The following is an 18,107-nucleotide window of genomic DNA, read 5'->3' on the forward strand; positions in this document are numbered from 1 at the left end:
GATATTCTTTTGCAGACTAAATTTACAATGGATCCGACCATTCCTTCAAACGATCCACTTGTCATGATTAAAGCGGATAGGTTGGAAGATGAAGCTAAAGAAATTTTTGAATATGTACATCGTTATAAGTCATCCTATAACAATGTGATTCCTATAAAAACAGATGATAAAATTGTTATGCTGAAAACGGATCAAATTATCCTGGCAGATATCAACCAAACAACACTGATGTTGTATTGTATGGATGCTATTTATACTACAAAAGAAACGCTTACGCATTTTCAAAATCGTGTCAATCGCCAAAATTTTGTTCAAATTTCTAAGCATGCTATTATTAATATCGATCATTTGTTGTCATTATCGGATAGTTTTTCAGGGAATATGACAGCTAGATTGACAAACAATATTAAATCAAGTGTCAGTCGAAAATATGTCAAGTTGTTGATGGATTATCTGGGTCTGTAGAAAGGAGCGAACATGAAAAAAATTGCAACTTCTATGTTAGAAGGCCTGCGTACGGGTTCTTTAGCGTATTTACTTGTTTTGGCTTTTCGAATCCAAGAATCACCTGTTACGACTTCTAACATTCTCAGTATTTTGATAATGAGTGCTTTGATTGGCTTGTTTTCCTTGCTGTTTGAAATTGAACGTTTTTCTTATTTGGTGCAGTTGACGATTCATTTTTTTCTTACTTTAATGGTGGTTAGTGTCATGATGGTCTATAATGGTTGGGCTTTTAATCTGGCACGGACTGAATTTTGGTTGGATTTTATTGTTATCTACATTTTAATTTGGCTGTTCGTTCGTTTAGACATTTATCTAAAAACAAAGAAAATCAATGAGGCGTTGTTAAAACGGAGACAATAACATAATTATGACCATCCGTGGCGTCATATAAAGAAAAACAAAATGAGGCTCTCAGGACCTCATTTTGTTTGTTTTAAACACCTAGTATGATGGTTGGAAAATGGTCGTTGATATACGCAAAGGTACTTTGTAGTTGCTCGTCTGTGTGTTTACCAGTGTTTTTGAAAGCCAATCTTTGTTTTTTCTGTTTACCATCTTGCATGTGAATGGCAATCAAAGTTGATTGACGATTGGTAACAAAGAATCCAGAATAAGTTTTCAAAATATGATGATAAAGCTGAACCGTTTGACGTAAGTCTGTAATAGCAAAACCTTTATAGTAAGTAATCAAGTGATTCTTATAAATGACAATCTGTAACTCTGCATCATGAAACTGTGCTTCAGAGAGAAGATGCTCTACATTTCCTTGCAATTCTGGGTACTCTTGATAGAAATCATCGTAAGCTTGATTTATTTTCTTACGAACAAAGAACGCATTTCCTAGGAAAAAGAGTGCGATACCCAAACAGACTATTCCCATTAAGAGTGTAAATAGATTATCTGACTTTGCTCCTGAAAGAGACAGGTAAGTATTAAATGAAAAATAGCGACTGAATTTAGGATAGCGTAGGAAGAAATTACGCATATACCCAGAATAGTTTTTGATCGTTTTCTTTGTACTTCCAGTTCGTACATTGTAGAATTTTACTACAAGTTTTTCAGGTTTATTTTTTAATTGCTCAGCCTTATTTTGCAATTTTTTGATCGTTTTATCATTTTTATCAGCTTGCAATCCAACATAGCCTTTCTGATAAGCAACCAACCATATTTCAGTTTTATTATCCACTTTAGCGATTGGCCTTTTAGAAATTCCGTAAACATCAATGGAAACTAAACCGTTTTTGGGTTGTGTAGCTTCGCTATTGAAAGCAGGAAAATCAGCAGGTTTACTTGATGACAAGCTTTGATGATAAACAAAAAATGCGATAGAACAAGTAAGTACAATGGCAGCTACAACTAAGTTAGCCACAAAGCCTTTATTTCGTTTTTCTTTTAACATGAAAATCCCCCTATAAAAAAGTTTGAAAATCAAATAGATTTTTAAATAACTATATCATATTTGCTGAATGAATTTCAAGTATTGATCAAATTTTTATGTGAATAGATTTAAGGATAATTTTTACGGAAGAGCTATTGATGTCAGATAAAGCTAAGAAAATTTTAAGATGGAAACGAGGTTTAAAGAGATTTCAAAGAGCAGGCTTTAAGCTCGTATATTTGTATAGCTTGATGATTGTATTAGTGAGTTCATGACTGGGATCGTATTTTGAACTGTGTATTGAATACTCCATCTTATCAGAAGAAACAATGCGAAAATAAATTTTTGAAAAGTAGGGTGTCAATGTGTTTGTACGAATCTCAAATGCAGTAATTGGATTGGAGTCTAGATTCAAATTTTTCTTACAAAAATGTAAGCTTTTAGAGCCTAAATGAAAGATTATGTTATGGTAGATGCTTTGCGATTTTTGTATCATATAAATGTAAAGAAAATAAAGGAGAAACAGCATGAAAACAATGTTATTTAAGCAAGCATCCATCTCTAAGACAGAAAAAATTACAAAAGAGGATATTGAAAAAACAAAACTTGGCTGCGCATCTAGTCAATATTATTTCTGGTTACAATATAATCATTAAGATACATTTATTGATATAAACGCAGTTTCAGGTAATCTTACAAAAATGTAAGATTAAAATAAAAAATGAAAGGTTAAAGTATGGAAACTTACTGTTCTTTTCAGTATGATAGATATATAAAAATTGTGAGGAGCAAACGATGACATTATTGGATGTACAACATGTAAAGAAAATTTATAAAACACGCTTTCAAGGAAATCAAGTGGAAGCACTGAAGGATATTCATTTTACAGTAGATGAGGGTGATTATGTAGCGATTATGGGTGAGTCTGGGTCTGGAAAATCTACCTTACTCAACATTCTAGCCATGCTGGATAAGCCAACTGAAGGACGTGTCTTTCTCAACGGTACTGATACAGCGACGATTAAAAACAGTCAAGCTTCTAGCTTCCGTCGGGAGAAATTAGGTTTCGTCTTTCAAGATTTTAACTTGTTAGACACACTGTCAGTCAAGGACAATATTCTCTTGCCACTCGTCCTATCGCGCCGTCCCATCACGGAAATGATGCAAAAGCTGGTCACAATTTGTAACGAATTGGGAATTAACCAACTGCAAGAAAAATTTCCCTATGAAATCTCAGGTGGTCAAAAACAACGGGTGGCAGTAGCACGTGCTATTATCAGTAATCCAGAAATTCTGTTAGCAGATGAACCAACTGGAGCGTTGGATTCTAAGTCTTCTGCGGCGCTTTTAGATGTCTTTGATGACATCAATGACCGCGGACAGACGATTCTTATGGTAACACATTCGACTTCGGCGGCAAGTCGTGCTAAGCGCGTACTGTTCATCAAGGATGGTATTTTGTATAACCAAATTTTCCGAGGCGATAAGACGGAGCGGCAGATGTTCCAAGAGATTTCTGATACCTTAACGATCATGGCAAGCGAGGTGAATCAAGGTGCTTAGATTAGCGGGAAAATTAGCGGTTTCTAACCTAGTGAAAAATCGTAGATTATACTATCCATTTGCGTTGGCAACTTGTTTAGTCGTCGCTATTTCATATATTTTTAATTCTTTAACGTTTAATCCTCATTTACAAAAAATGCAGGGGGCAAGTTCTATTTCATTTGTCTTGGCTCTTGGAGTAATTATTGTGACGATTGCTGCAGCGATTATCGTTTTTTATGCTAATAGCTTCGTCATGAAAAATCGTTCGAAAGAGCTAGGTCTTTATGGAATGCTAGGGCTTAATAAACGTCATCTCTTTACCATGGTGTTCATTGAGTTATTGATTTTAGGAGCGACGACTGTCACGATTGGTCTTGGATTTGGTATTGTATTTGATAAACTGATTTATGCCTTTTTACTGAAATTGATGGGGTTAAAAGTTGTCTTAGTATCCACGTTTCAATGGTTAGTTCTTATTTCAGTTGTTGTCATCTATGGCGTTATTTTTGCGGGCTTGGTGCTTGTCAACGGTTTGAGGATTCTACGTTTTAATGCTTTGCAATTGGCTAAGGAAAAGAATAGCGGTGAAAGAAAAGGACGATTTCTTCTGATTCAAACGATTATTGGATCGATTTCTTTAGGCTATGCTTATTACCTAGCTCTGAGTGTCAAAAATCCATTGACAGCAATTGGTATATTTTTTATAGCTGTTCTCTTTGTTATTTTAGGGACTTATCTGCTGTTCAATGCAGGAGTTACAGTATTTTTACGGTTGCTTCAGAAAAATAAACGGTATTATTATCAACCTAATAATATGATTTCTGTGTCCAATTTGATTTTTCGGATGAAGAAAAATGCAGTGGGATTGGCAACGATTGCGATTCTTTCAACGATGGTTTTGGTCACCTTGGCTGGAGGTGTCAATATTTATGCAGGTGCTGGTTATCTTAAAAGCGTGATGTATCCCCAAGATTATACGATAAAGGGGAAGGGGGTGTCAGCTGCTCAATTGGATCAGGCATTGACAGAATTTGCAAAAGAGAATCATTTAACAGTCACTAAGAAAAATGCTTATCAATATTATTCGATGGGAATTAAAAATCAAAAGGGCAATCAGCTTGATATTTATCCAAAAGGTGAAACACGAGTTTCTCCACAGGCTTATATTCTGCTGTTTTCAGCTGATGATTATCGGAAAATGACGGGCAAAACATTGAATTTAAAAGATAATGAGACAGTAATCTTTGCAAAAGGAATCTCTATCAGGCAAACTCAGCCTCTTAAGCTGAACGGGCAAGAATTGATAGTTAAAGAACTTTTAAAAGAGGACTTTGTTCTTGGAAACATTACAGATCAGTATAATATCATTATCCCTCAGTCACTTTTTATGGTGGTCAATGACCCACAAAAATTGGTGGATTCCCAAAAGCAACATTACACGATTAATACAGAATTATATGGCGGCTTGAATATCAGGGCTTCTAATAAGAAAAAGGGCGATTTGGATACAGCTTACCAGAAGAAGCTGAAACAGTTCAATACGACGTTCCTCGATAATGCCGGTGTGTATGGTTATACAAGAATCCAAGGTGTGCAGGAAATTATGAGTATGTTAGGTGGCGTTTTCTTTATTGGTATTTTCCTTTCAATTGTCTTTATGCTGGGAACGGTTTTGGTAATCTACTACAAACAGATTTCAGAAGGGTATGAAGACCGAGACCGCTTTGTAATTTTACAAAAGGTAGGATTAGATGAAAAGCAGACCAAGCGCACCATTCGCAAACAAATTTTGACTGTGTTCTTCTTACCGCTTGCTTTCGCTTTTGTGCATCTGGCATTTGCTTATCATATGCTGAGTCTCATGTTGAAAGTTTTAGGTGTGTTGAATGCATCATTAATGCTAACTGTTACGCTTAGTGTTTGTACTATCTTCTTTATCGTCTATGTACTTGTCTTTCTCATCACATCACGCAGTTATCGAAAGATTGTGTCGATGTAAGTTGGAGATTAGTGATAAGCATAATGAAAAATGTTATTGATATAGTAATTAAAACAGGAGTAAGTTAAATCTTACTCCTGTTTTAATTTCCTTCATAAAAAATAGTCTGTCGGATTCCTTTTTAGTTGCTTTTATGGTAGAATAATTCAATCTAGGAAATTGGAGTTTGGGATGGGTATATTTAGAAAAAAAGATGTTAGTCGAGATCGGACTGGCATGCATCGTCATTTACGATTGTTGGATTTGATTTTGTTAGGAATTGGCGCTATGGTAGGGACGGGGATTTTTACGATTACTGGAACGGCAGCTGCCACATTAGCTGGTCCTGCTTTAGTTGTTTCGATTATTATTTCTGCTCTTTGCGTGAGTATATCTGCTTTCTTTTATGCAGAATTTGCGTCGAGGATTCCTGCAAATGGGGGTGCTTATAGTTATCTTTATGCTGTTTTAGGTGAGTTTCCAGCTTGGATAGTAGGCTGGCTGACCATTATGGAATTTATGACAGCTGTATCTAGCGTGGCATCTGGTTGGGCATCCTATTTGAAAGGTTTGCTGAATGGATTTGGTTTGAGTATGCCCAAAATGCTCAACGGAACCTTTAATCCGCAGGCGGGGACTTATATAGATTTACTGCCGATACTTGTTTTGGTATTTGTAACTGGCGTGGTGCTGTTAAATTCTAAAGCAGCTTTGCGGTTTAATTCTGCTTTGGTTGTTTTGAAGTTCTCGGCACTTGCTCTTTTTATTCTGGCAGGAATCTTCTTTATTAAGCCTGAAAATTGGTCTCATTTTGCTCCATTTGGGTTTGGTAAACTGTATGGTGGTGAAGTTGGTATTATGGCTGGTGCTTCTCTGATGTTCTTTGCTTTTTTGGGTTTTGAGTCCATATCTATGGCGGTGGACGAGATAAAGGAGCCACAAAAAAATGTTCCACGAGGGATTGTGTTGTCTCTATCCATTGTAACAGTTCTTTATATATTAGTGACATTGGTTTTGACAGGGATTGTTCACTACAGCCAGTTAGATGTAGCCGATGCAGTCGCTTTCGCCCTTCGTAGTGTGGGGTTTAGCTGGGCGGCTAATTATGTGTCGGTAGTGGCTATTTTGACGTTGATTACTGTCTGCATTTCCATGACCTATGCTCTGTCACGCATGATTTATAGTATTGCGCGTGATGGTTTGCTGCCAAAGTCCTTTAGAAAATTAACTGCTACTAGCCGAGTTCCGAAAAATGCTACGATTTTGGTTGGAATAGCTGCAGCAGTTTGTGCGGGGATGTTTCCTTTAGCAAGTATTGCCTCCTTTTTGAATATCTGTACATTGGCTTATTTGATGTTGTTGGCAGTTGCTATTCTGAAGCTTCGAAAGGACAAAGGACTTCCTCAAGCAGGGGAATTTAAAACTCCTTTGGTACCGTTGACGCCTATCTTATCGATTATTATCTGCCTGTCTTTCATGAGCCAATATGGCTCTGACACTTGGCTAGCATTTGGGCTTGCTTTACTAGTCGGAACGATAATCTATTTTATCTATGGCTACCACCATTCGGAAATCAATTGATGAGTTTTAATCCAGACAGCCGGCTAGGCTGTTTTTTGATATAATAGAAGCAGAAATGAGGTGTTTTGATGATTTGTCATGCAAAATTGTCAGATGCAGCAGCTATCCAAAAAATCAACTTGGAGATCTTGGGTTACAATTATGATGTTGGAGCAACGAAAGCTCAATTAGCACGAGTTTTGCAGCAGCCAGAACAGATTATTTTAGTAGCCAAAAATCCAGCTGGACAAGTGATTGGCTATGCCCATGCAGCTAGCTATGATTGTCTCTATTTTCCGCCTTTACTCAACCTGTTGGCATTAGCAGTTAACAAAGATTTTCAAGGTCAGGGATATGGCAAAGCTTTGATGCAGGCCATTCGTGAAGAGGGTGTGGCAGCGGGTTACACAGGTATTCGAATAAACTCTGGTATTTCACGAATGAAGGCTCATGAGTTTTATCGAAAATTGGGTTGTGAGGAAAAAGCTGATCAGAAACGTTTTTATTGGGAATTTTGAGAAATGATATCTATGAAGATTGAACCATTAAGTCAAAGCAATGCAGAAGAAATTGCGAATCATTGGCATTACGAAGGAATCTATGCTTTTTATGATATGCAAGCGGATCCTGAGGATTATGAAGAAATTTTATCTCCTGAAGCGCGTGGTAATCACTATTATCAGGTTCTCAAAAATGATGAATTATATGGCTTTTTTTGCCTTTTTCCAGTTGACAAGGACAAGCAGGAGCTAGGTTTAGGCATGAAGCCAGAGTATTGCGGCAAAGGTCAAGGCAAAGAGTTTTTACAAATCATTTTGCGTTTTATCGAGGAAAATCTTTCAGCAAAAATCCTGACTCTCTCAGTTGCAGATTTTAATCAAAGAGCTCAAAAGCTCTATCTTCGCTGTGGCTTCAACGTGATTGGGCGGAAGCCTCAGGAAAGCAATGGCGATAGTTACCTTTTTGTCAAAATGGAAAAGGAGTTGAAATGAGAGTTGCGGTTATACAAGGAACCACTCGAAGAAATATGAATTCGCTGCTATTTGAATCTGTAAAAAAAGCAGTCCAATCGTCTGACGAAGTGCTGAATTTTGGTATTTTTGAGGAGGAGAACGAGCAGTATTCTTATGTTGAGATAGCGATGATGATTAGTCTCTTAATAGAAAGTGGAGCAGTGGATTTTGTTGTAACAGGTTGCTCTTCAGGTCAAGGTATGATGCTTGCCTGTAATAGTTTACCGGGTCTTTTGTGTGGCTATATAGAGACCCCACAAGATGCTTTCCTCTTTGGACGAATCAATGGAGGAAATGTTGCTTCCCTGCCATTAGGGTTAAATTTTGGTTGGCAAGGAGAATTGAACCTACAATATACATTGGATAAATTATTTGATGGCGAGTTTGGTATGGGTTATCCTGAAAATGAAGCGGAAAGAAAACGGTTGGAAGCAAGTGCCCTAAAGGACCTGAATCAGTTGACGAAACGAAGTTGGGAAGAATTAGTAGAACAACTTCCAACTGATACTTTCACTAAATTGTTGCAAAGAAAGATAGTGATGAATGCTATTATAACGAATGGAACCAATGAAGAGTTCATCCGTTTTCTGAAAGCAAAAATAGGTAAAAAGTGAAATGGAAAAGCGGAGGCACTAAGTAGATGTTCCTACACATTTCATTATCTTTGCAATTTTGATTGTTTATGGTAAAAATTGAGCTTGACATTATAACGTCATTTTAAAACAATAAAAAGACTGGGATTTCCAGTCTTGTCTTGTTTTATGCTAATGTTGTAATATTGACTGCTTGAAGACCACGCTGACCTTCTTCAATGTTAAACATTACTTTGTCACCTTCATTCAGTGATTTGAATCCGTCGGATTGAATCGCTGAAAAGTGAGCAAAAACGTCTGGTCCATTGTCCTGTGAAATAAAACCATAGCCTTTTTCAGCATTGAACCATTTTACTGTACCTTGTGTCATACATCTTACTTCCTTTCTCTAAAAGATTGTGTAAAAAATAGAAAAAGTAAAGATGAAAAACAAAAATACTTACTCAAAATTCATTTACTCTTGCTAGTCTAGCAAAAGTAGCAGCAAAAGGCAAGGAAAAAACAGCGTAGGACATCATATTTTGCTATACTAGTTATATGAAAAGAAGAAAGAGGTATAAGATAATGACATTTGAAGAAATTTTACCAGGTCTGAAAGCTAAGAAGAAATACGTTCGTACTGGTTGGGGTGGTGCAGAGAACTACATCCAGCTTTTTGACAGCATTGAACAAAATGGAGTGATACTTGATGTGACTCCGTACTTTCTTATCAACGTGTCAGGCGAAGGGGAAGGCTTTTCCATGTGGAGCCCAACTCCTTGTGATGTCTTAGCAGATGACTGGGTGGAAGTTCATGACTAAGACAGTATTGGTGACGGGAGTCAGTTCAGGGATTGGACGAGCACAGGCACAGCTCTTTTTGGAAAATGGCTGGCGCGTCTATGGTGTAGACCAGTCTAAAGAACCAAACCTGACAGGAGATTTTCATTTTCTTCAACAAGATTTAACGCTGACGCTTCAGTCAGTTTTTAACTGGTGCCCGCAAGTGGATGTCCTCTGCAATACAGCTGGAGTACTAGATGATTATAAACCTTTACTGGAGCAGACTGCTCAAGAAATCCAAGAAATTTTTGAGATTAACTATGTGACACCAGTAGAATTAACACGTTATTATCTGACACAGATGTTGAAGAAAAACTCAGGCATCATTATCAATATGTGCTCTATCGCATCGAGTTTAGCTGGTGGTGGCGGGCATGCTTATACCTCTTCTAAGCATGCTTTAGCAGGATTTACCAAGCAATTAGCACTTGATTATGCTGAAGCAGGAATTCAGATTTTTGGAATTGCACCGGGAGCAGTCAAAACCAAGATGACTGCGGCAGATTTTGAACCAGGTGGCTTAGCAGATTGGGTTGCTGAAGAAACGCCGATCAAGCGCTGGTTAGATCCTCAAGAAGTGGCTGATGTCACCCTTTTTCTAGCCAGTGGCAAGGCAGCTGCTATGCAGGGTGAGATTCTCAAAATCGACGGTGGCTGGAGTTTGAAGTGAGGAAATCAAAGGTGAAAGCAATGAAGACTAAGTATTTTTACTCTTGGTCTAAAAACATGGTTGTTTACGGCTTGGATGCTGGCCTAGGAAAGCTCTTCATGAACGAATCTGAGACAGCCTGCCTATACCAATTAGGAAATTTCATCTTTCCGGCTGGTCAGGCGGATTCGGATTTTTGGCAGGATTATAGCACTAAATACAGATTGGCTGACAAGGTTATTGTCTCCGAGGAGCCTAGTTGGCAGGAGTTCTTGGATAGCCAGAGTGAGCTGCATCGGTTTACTCGCTATGCTTTTGCGGAGAGGGCCGACTTTGACACAGAGACGTTGGAGAAATGGCAGAGCAGGATACCAGCAAACTGCCAACTTTTTCTGATGGATGAGACGAGATATGAGCGTCTAGCTGAGGAAGTTTGGTCCCAGGATTTACAGGGTGACTTTGCTGATTTTAAACAGTTTCAAGCAGCGGGTGGTTTTGGCTTTCTACTCTGTTCAGGAGAAGAAATAATCGCCGCTGTATCGACAGGATTGGTCTATCATGGAGCCCTTGAGATTGAAATTGCTACCAAGCCAGCCTACCAAAGGCAGGGCTTGGCCAAAATCTTGGGTGCCCAGATGATTTTAGAAGCTCAAAAACGCTCACTCTTTCCTCTCTGGGATGCGCACAATGAAGCTTCCAAGAAGGTCGCAGAAAGCTTGGGCTATCAGTGCCTAGGAGCTTATCCGGCTTATGAATGGAAAGGGACTTTTGACCAATGAAGAAAAACCAAACCTATTTCTTAAAAGACATCATTGAGGCTGTAAAATCGGAAGAGCTAGATGATGATTTCTGTTTGTATGCTAAGGAAAATGGAGAACTGAATTTTCAGACTAGCTACTTGCTTGCTGATTATCCTCAAGTGGTGGATGATAAGGATGTTTACCCTACACAGGTAAGGGAGCAAGAACTGGAGTTGATTTATTATGGTGAAGATTTTGCGGATGTTCTCTTGTCAGTCATGGGCCAGAAAGTAGAAGCGACTGATGAAGAGTGCTTACAGGCTCTGCTTTACTATTATGAGCATGATGATTTTTTAGATTTTGAATGAGGAAAACGTATGGCTTTTATAAAAGGATTAATGATATTAGGAAATATAGAAAAATTTATGGCAGAGGAAAGTGAGTTACTGTTAGACTATTGTAGCCATATCTCTATTTTGACTTTTACTAGTTTGAGATACGAACGCCTTACCCAGTCGGAAGAAGAGATTTCCTAATAAGTAATAATTTTTAACTTAGAAAGGCAGGAACAATTATGACCCCAAAAGAAATGTGGCAGGCATATAAGAAAATCAATCCAGAGATTGGCGATGAGATTGATGCCTGGGCCTTTGGTGCCTTGGCAGATGAGCTTGCCGACTTAGTGCTTCGTGGTGAAAAGACAGCGACAGCTTCGGCCTATGAGCTCTATAAGCTTGAAAATGAGCCCTTGCCGCAGGCAGGAAGCTTTGATGTCATTTTAGACAGTCAGGATAGGGCAGTATGTATAATTGAAATCACCAAAGTCTCTGTGCTGCCTTTTAATAAGGTTTCAGCCGAACACGCCTTTAAGGAAGGAGAAGGAGATAAATCCTTGGCCTACTGGCAGCAAGTCCATCAGGAATTTTTCACGGAGTGTCTGGCGGAAGCCGGTTTGGAATTTTCCCAAGAAACGGGTGTTGTCTTAGAAGAATTTCACAAGGTTTATCCACTATCGAAGACATAGATTAAAGCGCTGCAGAGAGAATCTTAACAAATGATATAAAAAATGCTATAATAAAATAAATTTATTTTGATAAAAGGAACAATTATGACAAACTATGCAATTATTTTAGCAGCTGGAAAAGGCACTCGTATGAAATCAGATCTACCAAAAGTGCTCCACAAAGTTGCTGGAATTTCCATGTTAGAACATGTATTTAGAAGCGTTGCTGCTATTACACCAGGAAAGACTGTGACGGTGGTTGGGCACAAAGCAGAAATGGTTGAGCAAGTATTAGCAGGTCAGACAGAATTTGTCCGTCAGACCGAGCAGTTGGGAACTGGTCATGCAGTTATGATGGCAGAGCCTGCACTGAAAGGACTGGCAGGACAAACATTAGTGATTGCAGGAGACACTCCTTTGATTACAGGAGAGAGCCTGAAAAATCTGATTGACTTTCATATCAATCATAAGAATGTTGCAACGATTTTGACAGCAGAAGCGGAAAATCCATTTGGTTATGGTCGGATTGTCCGTAATCAGCATGAAGAAGTACTCAAAATTGTGGAGCAAAAAGATGCTTCGGATTTTGAAAAACAAATCAAGGAAATCAATACAGGAACTTACGTTTTTGATAATGCTCGTCTCTTTGAAGCATTGAAAAATATCAATACCAATAATGCGCAAGGAGAATACTACATCACAGATGTAATCAGTATTTTCCGTGAAAATGGTGAAAAAGTCGGTGCTTATACTCTGAAGGATTTTGATGAAAGTCTGGGAGTTAATGACCGCATAGCGTTGGCAACAGCAGAAGGCATTATGCATCGGCGCATCAATCAAGCTCACATGCTAAATGGTGTTAGTTTTGTTAATCCAGAAGGGACTTATATTGATGTAGATGTAGAAATTGAACCAGAAGTCCAAATTGAAGCCAATGTTACCTTGAAAGGAACAACGAAAATTGGTGCAGGCAGCATTTTGACAAACGGTACGTATATTGTTGACTCTATTATCGGAGAACAAACTGTGATTACAAATTCGATGATTGAGGAGTCTACAGTTGCAGATGGTGTAACGGTAGGACCTTACGCTCATGTCCGTCCAGATTCACGTCTTGCTAAAAATGTACATGTAGGAAATTTCGTTGAAGTGAAAGGGTCTTCTATCGGTGAAAATACCAAAGCTGGACACTTGACCTATATTGGAAATTCTGAAGTGGGAGCGAATGTTAATTTTGGTGCTGGAACGATTACAGTGAATTATGATGGACAGCAGAAATTTAAGACAGTCATTGGAAATAATGTTTTTGTAGGTTCTAATTCGACTATTATTGCGCCAGTGGAGCTTGGAGACAATTCTCTTGTCGGTGCAGGCTCAACCATTACTAAGGATGTACCAGCAGACGCTATTGCCATCGGACGTGGTCGTCAAATTAACAAAGATGAATACGCAAAACGCTTGCCACATCATCCAGATAATAAGTAGGAACGGCTATGGATTTTGAAGAAAAAACGCTAAAACGAACAGAAATTTATCAAGGCCCTATTTTTAACCTTGTCAAAGATAAAGTTCAGCTACCAGCTGGGAAAGGTACAGCTTATCGTGATTTGATTTTTCATAATGGAGCTGTGGCAGTTATTGCATTAACATCAGAAAATAAAATGATTTTGGTCAAGCAGTACCGCAAAGCTATTGAAGCAACCTCTTATGAAATTCCGGCAGGCAAGTTAGAAGTCGGTGAAAATGCGGATCCTAAAGCTGCTGCTTTGCGTGAATTGGAAGAAGAGACCGGCTATACAGGTGAATTGGAACTGCTCTATGATTTCTATTCGGCGATTGGCTTTTGCAATGAGCGAATCAGACTTTATAGCGCTAGCCATTTGACAAAAGTTGAAAATCCTCGTCCACAAGATGAGGACGAGACGTTAGAACTCTATGAAGTGACCTTGGAAGAAGCGAAAGCGCTCCTTGCTAGTGGTGATATTTGTGACGCCAAAACCATCATTGCACTCCAGTATTGGGAAATGAAAACAAATCGAAGATAGGGGATGCTCATGGGAAGACCTTTATTAACAGATGAAATGATTGAAAGGGCAAATCGTGGTGAAGATATTTCAGGTCCACCTTTGCATGATGAGGAAGAAACCAAAATTTTAAAAACGACTAGAAGCCAGTTTGGTTATTCCTCTCTAAATAGTAGCTTCAATCAAGATACACTACAAATTAATGTGGAACCAACAGTGACCAAAAGCCGACGGATTGAAAATGCAAAACGTGGAGTATTTCAAGCGAAATTAAACAAAATTTTATTTTGGATTGTCCTACTTTTGATTGCTTTGATTGCTGCTATTATTTGGCTATAAAAAAGCGAGAAGCTTAGACTTTCGCTTTTTTTATGATAGAACGAGAGGAAAACATGAAAATTGGAATTATTGCGGCTATGCCTGAGGAGCTAAAGATTTTATTGGAGCATTTGGAAAATGCCGAAAAATACTTACGGTTGGGTCATGTCTATCATACAGGTTCTATCGGTCGTCATGAAGTGGTGTTGGTCGAAAGCGGGATTGGCAAGGTCATGTCCGCTATGAGTGTGGCTGTTTTAGTCAATGACTTCAAGGTTACAGCTGTGATTAATACAGGATCAGCTGGAGCAGTGGCAGAAGGCCTGGCTATTGGCGATGTGGTAGTCGCAAATCGTCTGGTTTATCATGATGTGGATGTGACGGCCTTTGGATATGATTATGGCCAGATGGCACGGCAGCCGCTTTATTTTGAAGCTAGTCGCTATCTGGTTGCTGAAATGAAGAAAGTTTTGGAAAAAACCCATCAAAATGCAAGAGTAGGTTTGATTGCGACAGGTGACAGCTTTGTTGCTGGTCAAGATAAGATTGATTGCATCAAGGAGCATTTTCCAGATGTCTTGGCTGTCGAGATGGAAGGCGCAGCTATTGCCCAAGCTACTCACTCGATTGGTCTGCCTTTTATGGTTATTCGGGCTATGAGCGACACAGCTAGCCATGATGCTAATGTCACTTTTGATGAGTTCATTCTTGAAGCTGGTAAACGTTCTGCAGAAACACTGATTCAGTTTCTGAAAGAGTTGGTTTAGATAGAGGAGGAGATATTATGTACAAAGAGTCTTATTTTGATGGTGGTCTATTTTCTTACATTGGTCATGCTATTTTAGCTATCTTGATTACAGTTTTGACGTTAGGTATCTGTGCACCTTGGGGCATGTGTATTCTGTATAATTGGAAGGTGAAACATACAGTTATTGACGGGCACCGTCTCTATTTTGACGGTACTGCAATACAGCTTTTTGGAAATTGGATTAAGTGGTGGCTCTTGACGCTTATTACTTTTGGTATTTATGGTTTTTGGCTTAATATCAAACTGACCCAGTGGATTACCAAGCATACGCATCATGCGAATTGAGAACAAGCAAGCGAGACTTAAGTGGCTCGCTTTTCCTTTTCTTCTGTCTTGCCAAAAAATCCCTTTTGATGGTATAATCAAGGAACTGCAATCAATGATAGAGGAGAAAAGATGAGTATTTTAGAAGTAAAAAATCTCAGCCACGGTTTTGGTGACAGGGCTATTTTTGAGGATGTATCCTTCCGTCTACTCAAGGGTGAGCATATCGGCTTGGTTGGTGCTAATGGTGAGGGGAAGTCAACCTTTATGAGCATTGTGACAGGGAAAATGCTACCGGACGAGGGTAAGGTTGAGTGGTCTAAATATGTGACTGCTGGCTATCTGGATCAGCATGCTGTGTTGGAGCAAGGCCAGTCTGTCCGCGATGTCTTGCGCACAGCTTTTGACGAGCTTTTCAAAACTGAGGCCCGTATCAATGAAATTTATATGAGCATGGCCGAGGAAGGGGCAGATGTTGATGTCCTTATGGAAGAAGTGGGCGAGCTACAGGATCGCTTGGAAAGCCGTGATTTCTATACTCTAGATGCCAAGATTGACGAAGTTGCACGGGCTTTGGGTGTTATGGACTACGGCATGGAGAGTGATGTGACAGAGCTATCTGGTGGGCAGCGCACCAAGGTTCTCTTAGCTAAGCTTCTTCTGGAAAAACCAGATATCCTGCTCTTGGACGAGCCAACCAACTATCTGGACGCTGAGCATATTGACTGGCTTAAGCGCTACCTACAGAACTATGAAAATGCCTTTGTTCTGATCTCGCATGATATTCCTTTCTTGAATGATGTGATCAATATCGTCTACCATGTGGAAAATCAGCACTTGACTCGTTATTCTGGAGACTACTATCAGTTCCAGGAAGTCTATGAGATGAAAAAATCTCAGTTGGAAGCAGCTTACGAGCGCCAGCAGAAGGAAATTGCGGACCTTAAGGACTTTGTGGCTCGCAACAAAGCCCGAGTGGCGACTCGTAATATGGCTATGTCCCGCCAGAAAAAACTGGATAAGATGGACATTATTGAGCTGCAGAGTGAGAAGCCTAAGCCTTCCTTTGACTTCAAGCCTGCCCGTACACCTGGCCGTTTTATCTTCCAAGCCAAGGATTTGCAGATTGGATATGATCGTCCGCTAACCCACCCCCTTAACCTGACTTTTGAGCGCAATCAGAAGGTGGCGATTATTGGGGCAAATGGGATTGGAAAAACAACCCTGCTCAAGAGCCTGCTGGGTATTATCCCGCCTATTGCAGGTCAGGTTGAGCGTGGGGACTATCTAGAGCTGGGCTATTTCGAGCAGGAAGTAGAGGGCGGCAATCGTCAGACACCGCTCGAAGCAGTCTGGAACGCCTTCCCAGCTCTTAATCAGGTAGAAGTTCGAGCAGCTCTGGCCAGATGTGGTCTGACTTCCAAGCACATCGAGAGCCAGATCCAAGTTCTTTCAGGTGGGGAGCAGGCCAAGGTTCGCCTTTGCCTCCTCATGAACCGAGAAAATAATGTTCTAGTGCTGGACGAACCAACCAATCACCTGGATGTCGATGCCAAGGAAGAGCTCAAACGAGCTCTGAAAGAATACAAGGGCAGCATTCTCATGGTCTGCCACGAGCCTGATTTCTATGAAGGCTGGATGGACCAGATCTGGGATTTTAACCAGTTGACTTGATCAAATGAAGCAGAAGCAAAGAGACGATTCATTGCGAATCGTCTCTTTCTGCTATCAATAATTCAAAAACTGTTCGATTTCCTGCTTCTCAATCTGTTTGCCGTGCTGGCAGATAGGGCAGGTGAGGTAATGTTTTTTACTGTAAGAAAAGGTAGGAATCCAATAGAGTGTAAACTTTCGGCCCGTTTCAATAATGTTCCAAGGTGCGACATTGTGGCAGTTAGCACACTCGATATTGCTTTGGGTCTGGCCTACGTTTTTCTGATAACCTTTATATCCCCAGATAATCATATTGATTTCCCTCCTTTATTACTTGGACCGCAAGCTTATTTTTTGAAATCATAGTCCTTGATAATCTCGATTTTCTCAATTTTGATTTCTTTTTTGGGTTTGTCATTTTCGCCGGTTTCAGTGGCAGCAATTTTATCAACGACATCCATACCAGAAACGACTTGACCAAAGACGGTGTAGTTTCCGTCTAAACTTGGGTTTCCACCTTTTTGATAGGCTTCAATGATTTTTTGAGGATATGTTTCACTGGAAAGTTGATTGGAACTATCCTTAGTATTTTGATTGATGAAGAATTGACTACCGTTGGAATTTGGATTGGAAGAGCGTGCCATAGCTAATGCGCCACGAATATTGTAGAGATAAGATGAAATCTCTGTTTTAAAGCCGCTGCCAGAATCAATGTTAGAATTTTTTCCTTTCCAAATAGACTCACCACCTGTCCCATCTCCTTTAGGATCTCCTGTTTGAATCATGAAATCCTTAATGACACGATGGAAAGTCACGCCATTATAATAACCTTCTTTAGCATGTGTTAAGAAATTTTCTACCGCAAGTGGCGCATATTTTGGAAAGAGCTTCATGGAAATAACGCCTTCTGTAGTTGTCATCTTTACTTCTGCTTCATCTTCAGCCACCTTGTCAGATAACTGTGGGAAATGAGCATTTTTATCTGTTAGAGCCGCTTTTTGTTTTTCTTTTTGTTTTTTAGTCGCTTTTGAGCTGGATTCGGAAGCAAGACTGGAATCTACATAATCATTTCCTTTAATAGCTCTTTGTAAACTAGTGCAACCTGTCAAAAATAACCCCGCAGTGAGACTTAAGATAAGTAATTTTTTCATAGGTATCCTTTCTGAATATTGAGTTATTCACATTTTACTATAAATAAAAGTCTTTTTCAAACCCTTTGAGATGTCTCTGTACGACCTGCAAGTTACTATTG

Annotated in this window: 25 protein-coding genes; 21 read left to right on the forward strand and 4 right to left on the reverse strand. The window is 39.4% G+C overall.

Features of this window, described 5'->3' with window-relative positions:
• The first annotated feature begins 9 nt into the window (after positions 1-9).
• Together HMPREF1654_RS01090 and HMPREF1654_RS01095 are read left to right on the forward strand one after the other, a co-directional pair.
• A complete protein-coding gene (locus HMPREF1654_RS01090; RefSeq protein ID WP_014829592.1) occupies positions 10-465 on the forward strand; it encodes a LytTR family DNA-binding domain-containing protein in 456 nt (151 codons plus the stop codon).
• Between the two features lie 12 nt (positions 466-477).
• Positions 478-867 carry a DUF3021 domain-containing protein gene (locus HMPREF1654_RS01095; RefSeq protein ID WP_003073443.1) on the forward strand — a complete coding sequence of 130 codons (390 nt, stop codon included), beginning with the start codon at positions 478-480 and terminating at the stop codon, positions 865-867.
• A gap of 73 nt (positions 868-940) precedes the next feature.
• Here HMPREF1654_RS01095 and HMPREF1654_RS01100 read toward each other — a convergent pair whose 3' ends face one another.
• Positions 941-1,906, reverse strand: coding sequence for a hypothetical protein (locus HMPREF1654_RS01100; protein WP_003077116.1), 966 nt, complete (start codon positions 1,904-1,906; stop codon positions 941-943).
• A 506-nt stretch (positions 1,907-2,412) separates the two neighbouring features.
• Between HMPREF1654_RS01100 and HMPREF1654_RS10280 the strand changes: the two genes are divergently transcribed.
• The 7 genes from HMPREF1654_RS10280 (at position 2,413) to HMPREF1654_RS01130 (ending at position 8,595) form a co-directional block, all read left to right on the forward strand.
• A complete protein-coding gene (locus HMPREF1654_RS10280) occupies positions 2,413-2,541 on the forward strand; it encodes a hypothetical protein (RefSeq protein WP_003073439.1) in 129 nt (42 codons plus the stop codon).
• A gap of 139 nt (positions 2,542-2,680) precedes the next feature.
• The gene (locus HMPREF1654_RS01105) at positions 2,681-3,448 is read left to right on the forward strand and encodes an ABC transporter ATP-binding protein (RefSeq protein ID WP_014829593.1); all 768 of its coding nucleotides are present in this window, start codon (positions 2,681-2,683) and stop codon (positions 3,446-3,448) included.
• Positions 3,441-5,429, forward strand: a complete 1,989-nt coding sequence (locus tag HMPREF1654_RS01110; RefSeq protein ID WP_004233790.1) for an ABC transporter permease — start codon at positions 3,441-3,443, stop codon at positions 5,427-5,429. Before HMPREF1654_RS01105 ends, HMPREF1654_RS01110 begins: the two co-directional genes overlap by 8 nt.
• Before the next feature lie 171 nt (positions 5,430-5,600).
• A complete protein-coding gene (locus HMPREF1654_RS01115) occupies positions 5,601-6,989 on the forward strand; it encodes an APC family permease (RefSeq protein WP_004233991.1) in 1,389 nt (462 codons plus the stop codon).
• A gap of 68 nt (positions 6,990-7,057) precedes the next feature.
• Complete coding sequence (locus HMPREF1654_RS01120) at positions 7,058-7,486, forward strand: GNAT family N-acetyltransferase (protein WP_003078125.1); 429 nt, start codon at positions 7,058-7,060, stop codon at positions 7,484-7,486.
• A 12-nt stretch (positions 7,487-7,498) separates the two neighbouring features.
• A complete protein-coding gene (locus tag HMPREF1654_RS01125) occupies positions 7,499-7,960 on the forward strand; it encodes a GNAT family N-acetyltransferase (RefSeq protein ID WP_004233937.1) in 462 nt (153 codons plus the stop codon).
• Positions 7,957-8,595, forward strand: a complete 639-nt coding sequence (locus tag HMPREF1654_RS01130; RefSeq protein WP_004233743.1) for an RpiB/LacA/LacB family sugar-phosphate isomerase — start codon at positions 7,957-7,959, stop codon at positions 8,593-8,595. The genes HMPREF1654_RS01125 and HMPREF1654_RS01130 overlap by 4 nt, the downstream gene beginning before the upstream one ends.
• A 145-nt stretch (positions 8,596-8,740) precedes the next feature.
• Here the strand turns inward: HMPREF1654_RS01130 and HMPREF1654_RS01135 are convergent, their stop codons facing one another.
• Positions 8,741-8,944 carry a cold-shock protein gene (locus HMPREF1654_RS01135; RefSeq protein ID WP_003069970.1) on the reverse strand — a complete coding sequence of 68 codons (204 nt, stop codon included), beginning with the start codon at positions 8,942-8,944 and terminating at the stop codon, positions 8,741-8,743.
• Between the two features lie 194 nt (positions 8,945-9,138).
• On the opposite strand from HMPREF1654_RS01135, the gene HMPREF1654_RS01140 reads away from it, so the two are divergent.
• From HMPREF1654_RS01140 to abc-f, 12 genes are all read left to right on the forward strand, one after another.
• Positions 9,139-9,375, forward strand: a complete 237-nt coding sequence (locus HMPREF1654_RS01140; protein WP_003073423.1) for a DUF2829 domain-containing protein — start codon at positions 9,139-9,141, stop codon at positions 9,373-9,375.
• Positions 9,368-10,066 (forward strand): 3-oxoacyl-ACP reductase, encoded by a 699-nt coding sequence (locus HMPREF1654_RS01145; protein ID WP_014829597.1) that lies wholly within the window; start codon positions 9,368-9,370, stop codon positions 10,064-10,066. The genes HMPREF1654_RS01140 and HMPREF1654_RS01145 overlap by 8 nt, the downstream gene beginning before the upstream one ends.
• Positions 10,067-10,086: 20 nt before the next feature.
• A complete protein-coding gene (locus tag HMPREF1654_RS01150; RefSeq protein WP_004233929.1) occupies positions 10,087-10,824 on the forward strand; it encodes a GNAT family N-acetyltransferase in 738 nt (245 codons plus the stop codon).
• Positions 10,821-11,153, forward strand: coding sequence for a DUF7716 domain-containing protein (locus tag HMPREF1654_RS01155; protein WP_004233746.1), 333 nt, complete (start codon positions 10,821-10,823; stop codon positions 11,151-11,153). The genes HMPREF1654_RS01150 and HMPREF1654_RS01155 overlap by 4 nt, the downstream gene beginning before the upstream one ends.
• Positions 11,154-11,162: 9 nt before the next feature.
• Positions 11,163-11,321 (forward strand): hypothetical protein, encoded by a 159-nt coding sequence (locus HMPREF1654_RS10000; protein ID WP_004233882.1) that lies wholly within the window; start codon positions 11,163-11,165, stop codon positions 11,319-11,321.
• Between the two features lie 38 nt (positions 11,322-11,359).
• Positions 11,360-11,809 carry an ASCH domain-containing protein gene (locus HMPREF1654_RS01160; protein ID WP_004233870.1) on the forward strand — a complete coding sequence of 150 codons (450 nt, stop codon included), beginning with the start codon at positions 11,360-11,362 and terminating at the stop codon, positions 11,807-11,809.
• Positions 11,810-11,893: 84 nt separating this feature from the next.
• Positions 11,894-13,273, forward strand: coding sequence for a bifunctional UDP-N-acetylglucosamine diphosphorylase/glucosamine-1-phosphate N-acetyltransferase GlmU (glmU, locus tag HMPREF1654_RS01165; protein ID WP_004233988.1), 1,380 nt, complete (start codon positions 11,894-11,896; stop codon positions 13,271-13,273).
• 8 nt (positions 13,274-13,281) lie between these two features.
• A complete protein-coding gene (locus tag HMPREF1654_RS01170) occupies positions 13,282-13,833 on the forward strand; it encodes an NUDIX hydrolase (RefSeq protein WP_004233934.1) in 552 nt (183 codons plus the stop codon).
• Between the two features lie 9 nt (positions 13,834-13,842).
• On the forward strand, positions 13,843-14,151 hold the full coding sequence (gene macP, locus HMPREF1654_RS01175) for a cell wall synthase accessory phosphoprotein MacP (RefSeq protein WP_004233748.1): 309 nt from the start codon (positions 13,843-13,845) through the stop codon (positions 14,149-14,151).
• Between the two features lie 53 nt (positions 14,152-14,204).
• Positions 14,205-14,897: a 5'-methylthioadenosine/adenosylhomocysteine nucleosidase gene (locus HMPREF1654_RS01180; RefSeq protein ID WP_004233812.1), complete on the forward strand. Its 693-nt coding sequence runs from the start codon at positions 14,205-14,207 to the stop codon at positions 14,895-14,897.
• Between the two features lie 17 nt (positions 14,898-14,914).
• On the forward strand, positions 14,915-15,223 hold the full coding sequence (locus HMPREF1654_RS01185; RefSeq protein ID WP_004234025.1) for a YjgN family protein: 309 nt from the start codon (positions 14,915-14,917) through the stop codon (positions 15,221-15,223).
• Between the two features lie 111 nt (positions 15,224-15,334).
• Complete coding sequence (gene abc-f, locus HMPREF1654_RS01190) at positions 15,335-16,876, forward strand: ribosomal protection-like ABC-F family protein (RefSeq protein ID WP_004233946.1); 1,542 nt, start codon at positions 15,335-15,337, stop codon at positions 16,874-16,876.
• 54 nt (positions 16,877-16,930) lie between these two features.
• Here abc-f and HMPREF1654_RS01195 read toward each other — a convergent pair whose 3' ends face one another.
• Both HMPREF1654_RS01195 and HMPREF1654_RS01200 read right to left on the reverse strand, forming a co-directional pair.
• Positions 16,931-17,167 carry a zinc-ribbon domain-containing protein gene (locus HMPREF1654_RS01195; protein ID WP_016670356.1) on the reverse strand — a complete coding sequence of 79 codons (237 nt, stop codon included), beginning with the start codon at positions 17,165-17,167 and terminating at the stop codon, positions 16,931-16,933.
• A gap of 35 nt (positions 17,168-17,202) precedes the next feature.
• Positions 17,203-18,006: a peptidylprolyl isomerase gene (locus tag HMPREF1654_RS01200; RefSeq protein ID WP_004233764.1), complete on the reverse strand. Its 804-nt coding sequence runs from the start codon at positions 18,004-18,006 to the stop codon at positions 17,203-17,205.
• Between the last annotated feature and the right edge of the window lie 101 nt (positions 18,007-18,107).

Source organism: Streptococcus intermedius SK54 = ATCC 27335 (genome assembly GCF_000413475.1).
In the GTDB taxonomy this organism is placed as follows: Bacteria; Bacillota; Bacilli; order Lactobacillales; family Streptococcaceae; genus Streptococcus; species Streptococcus intermedius.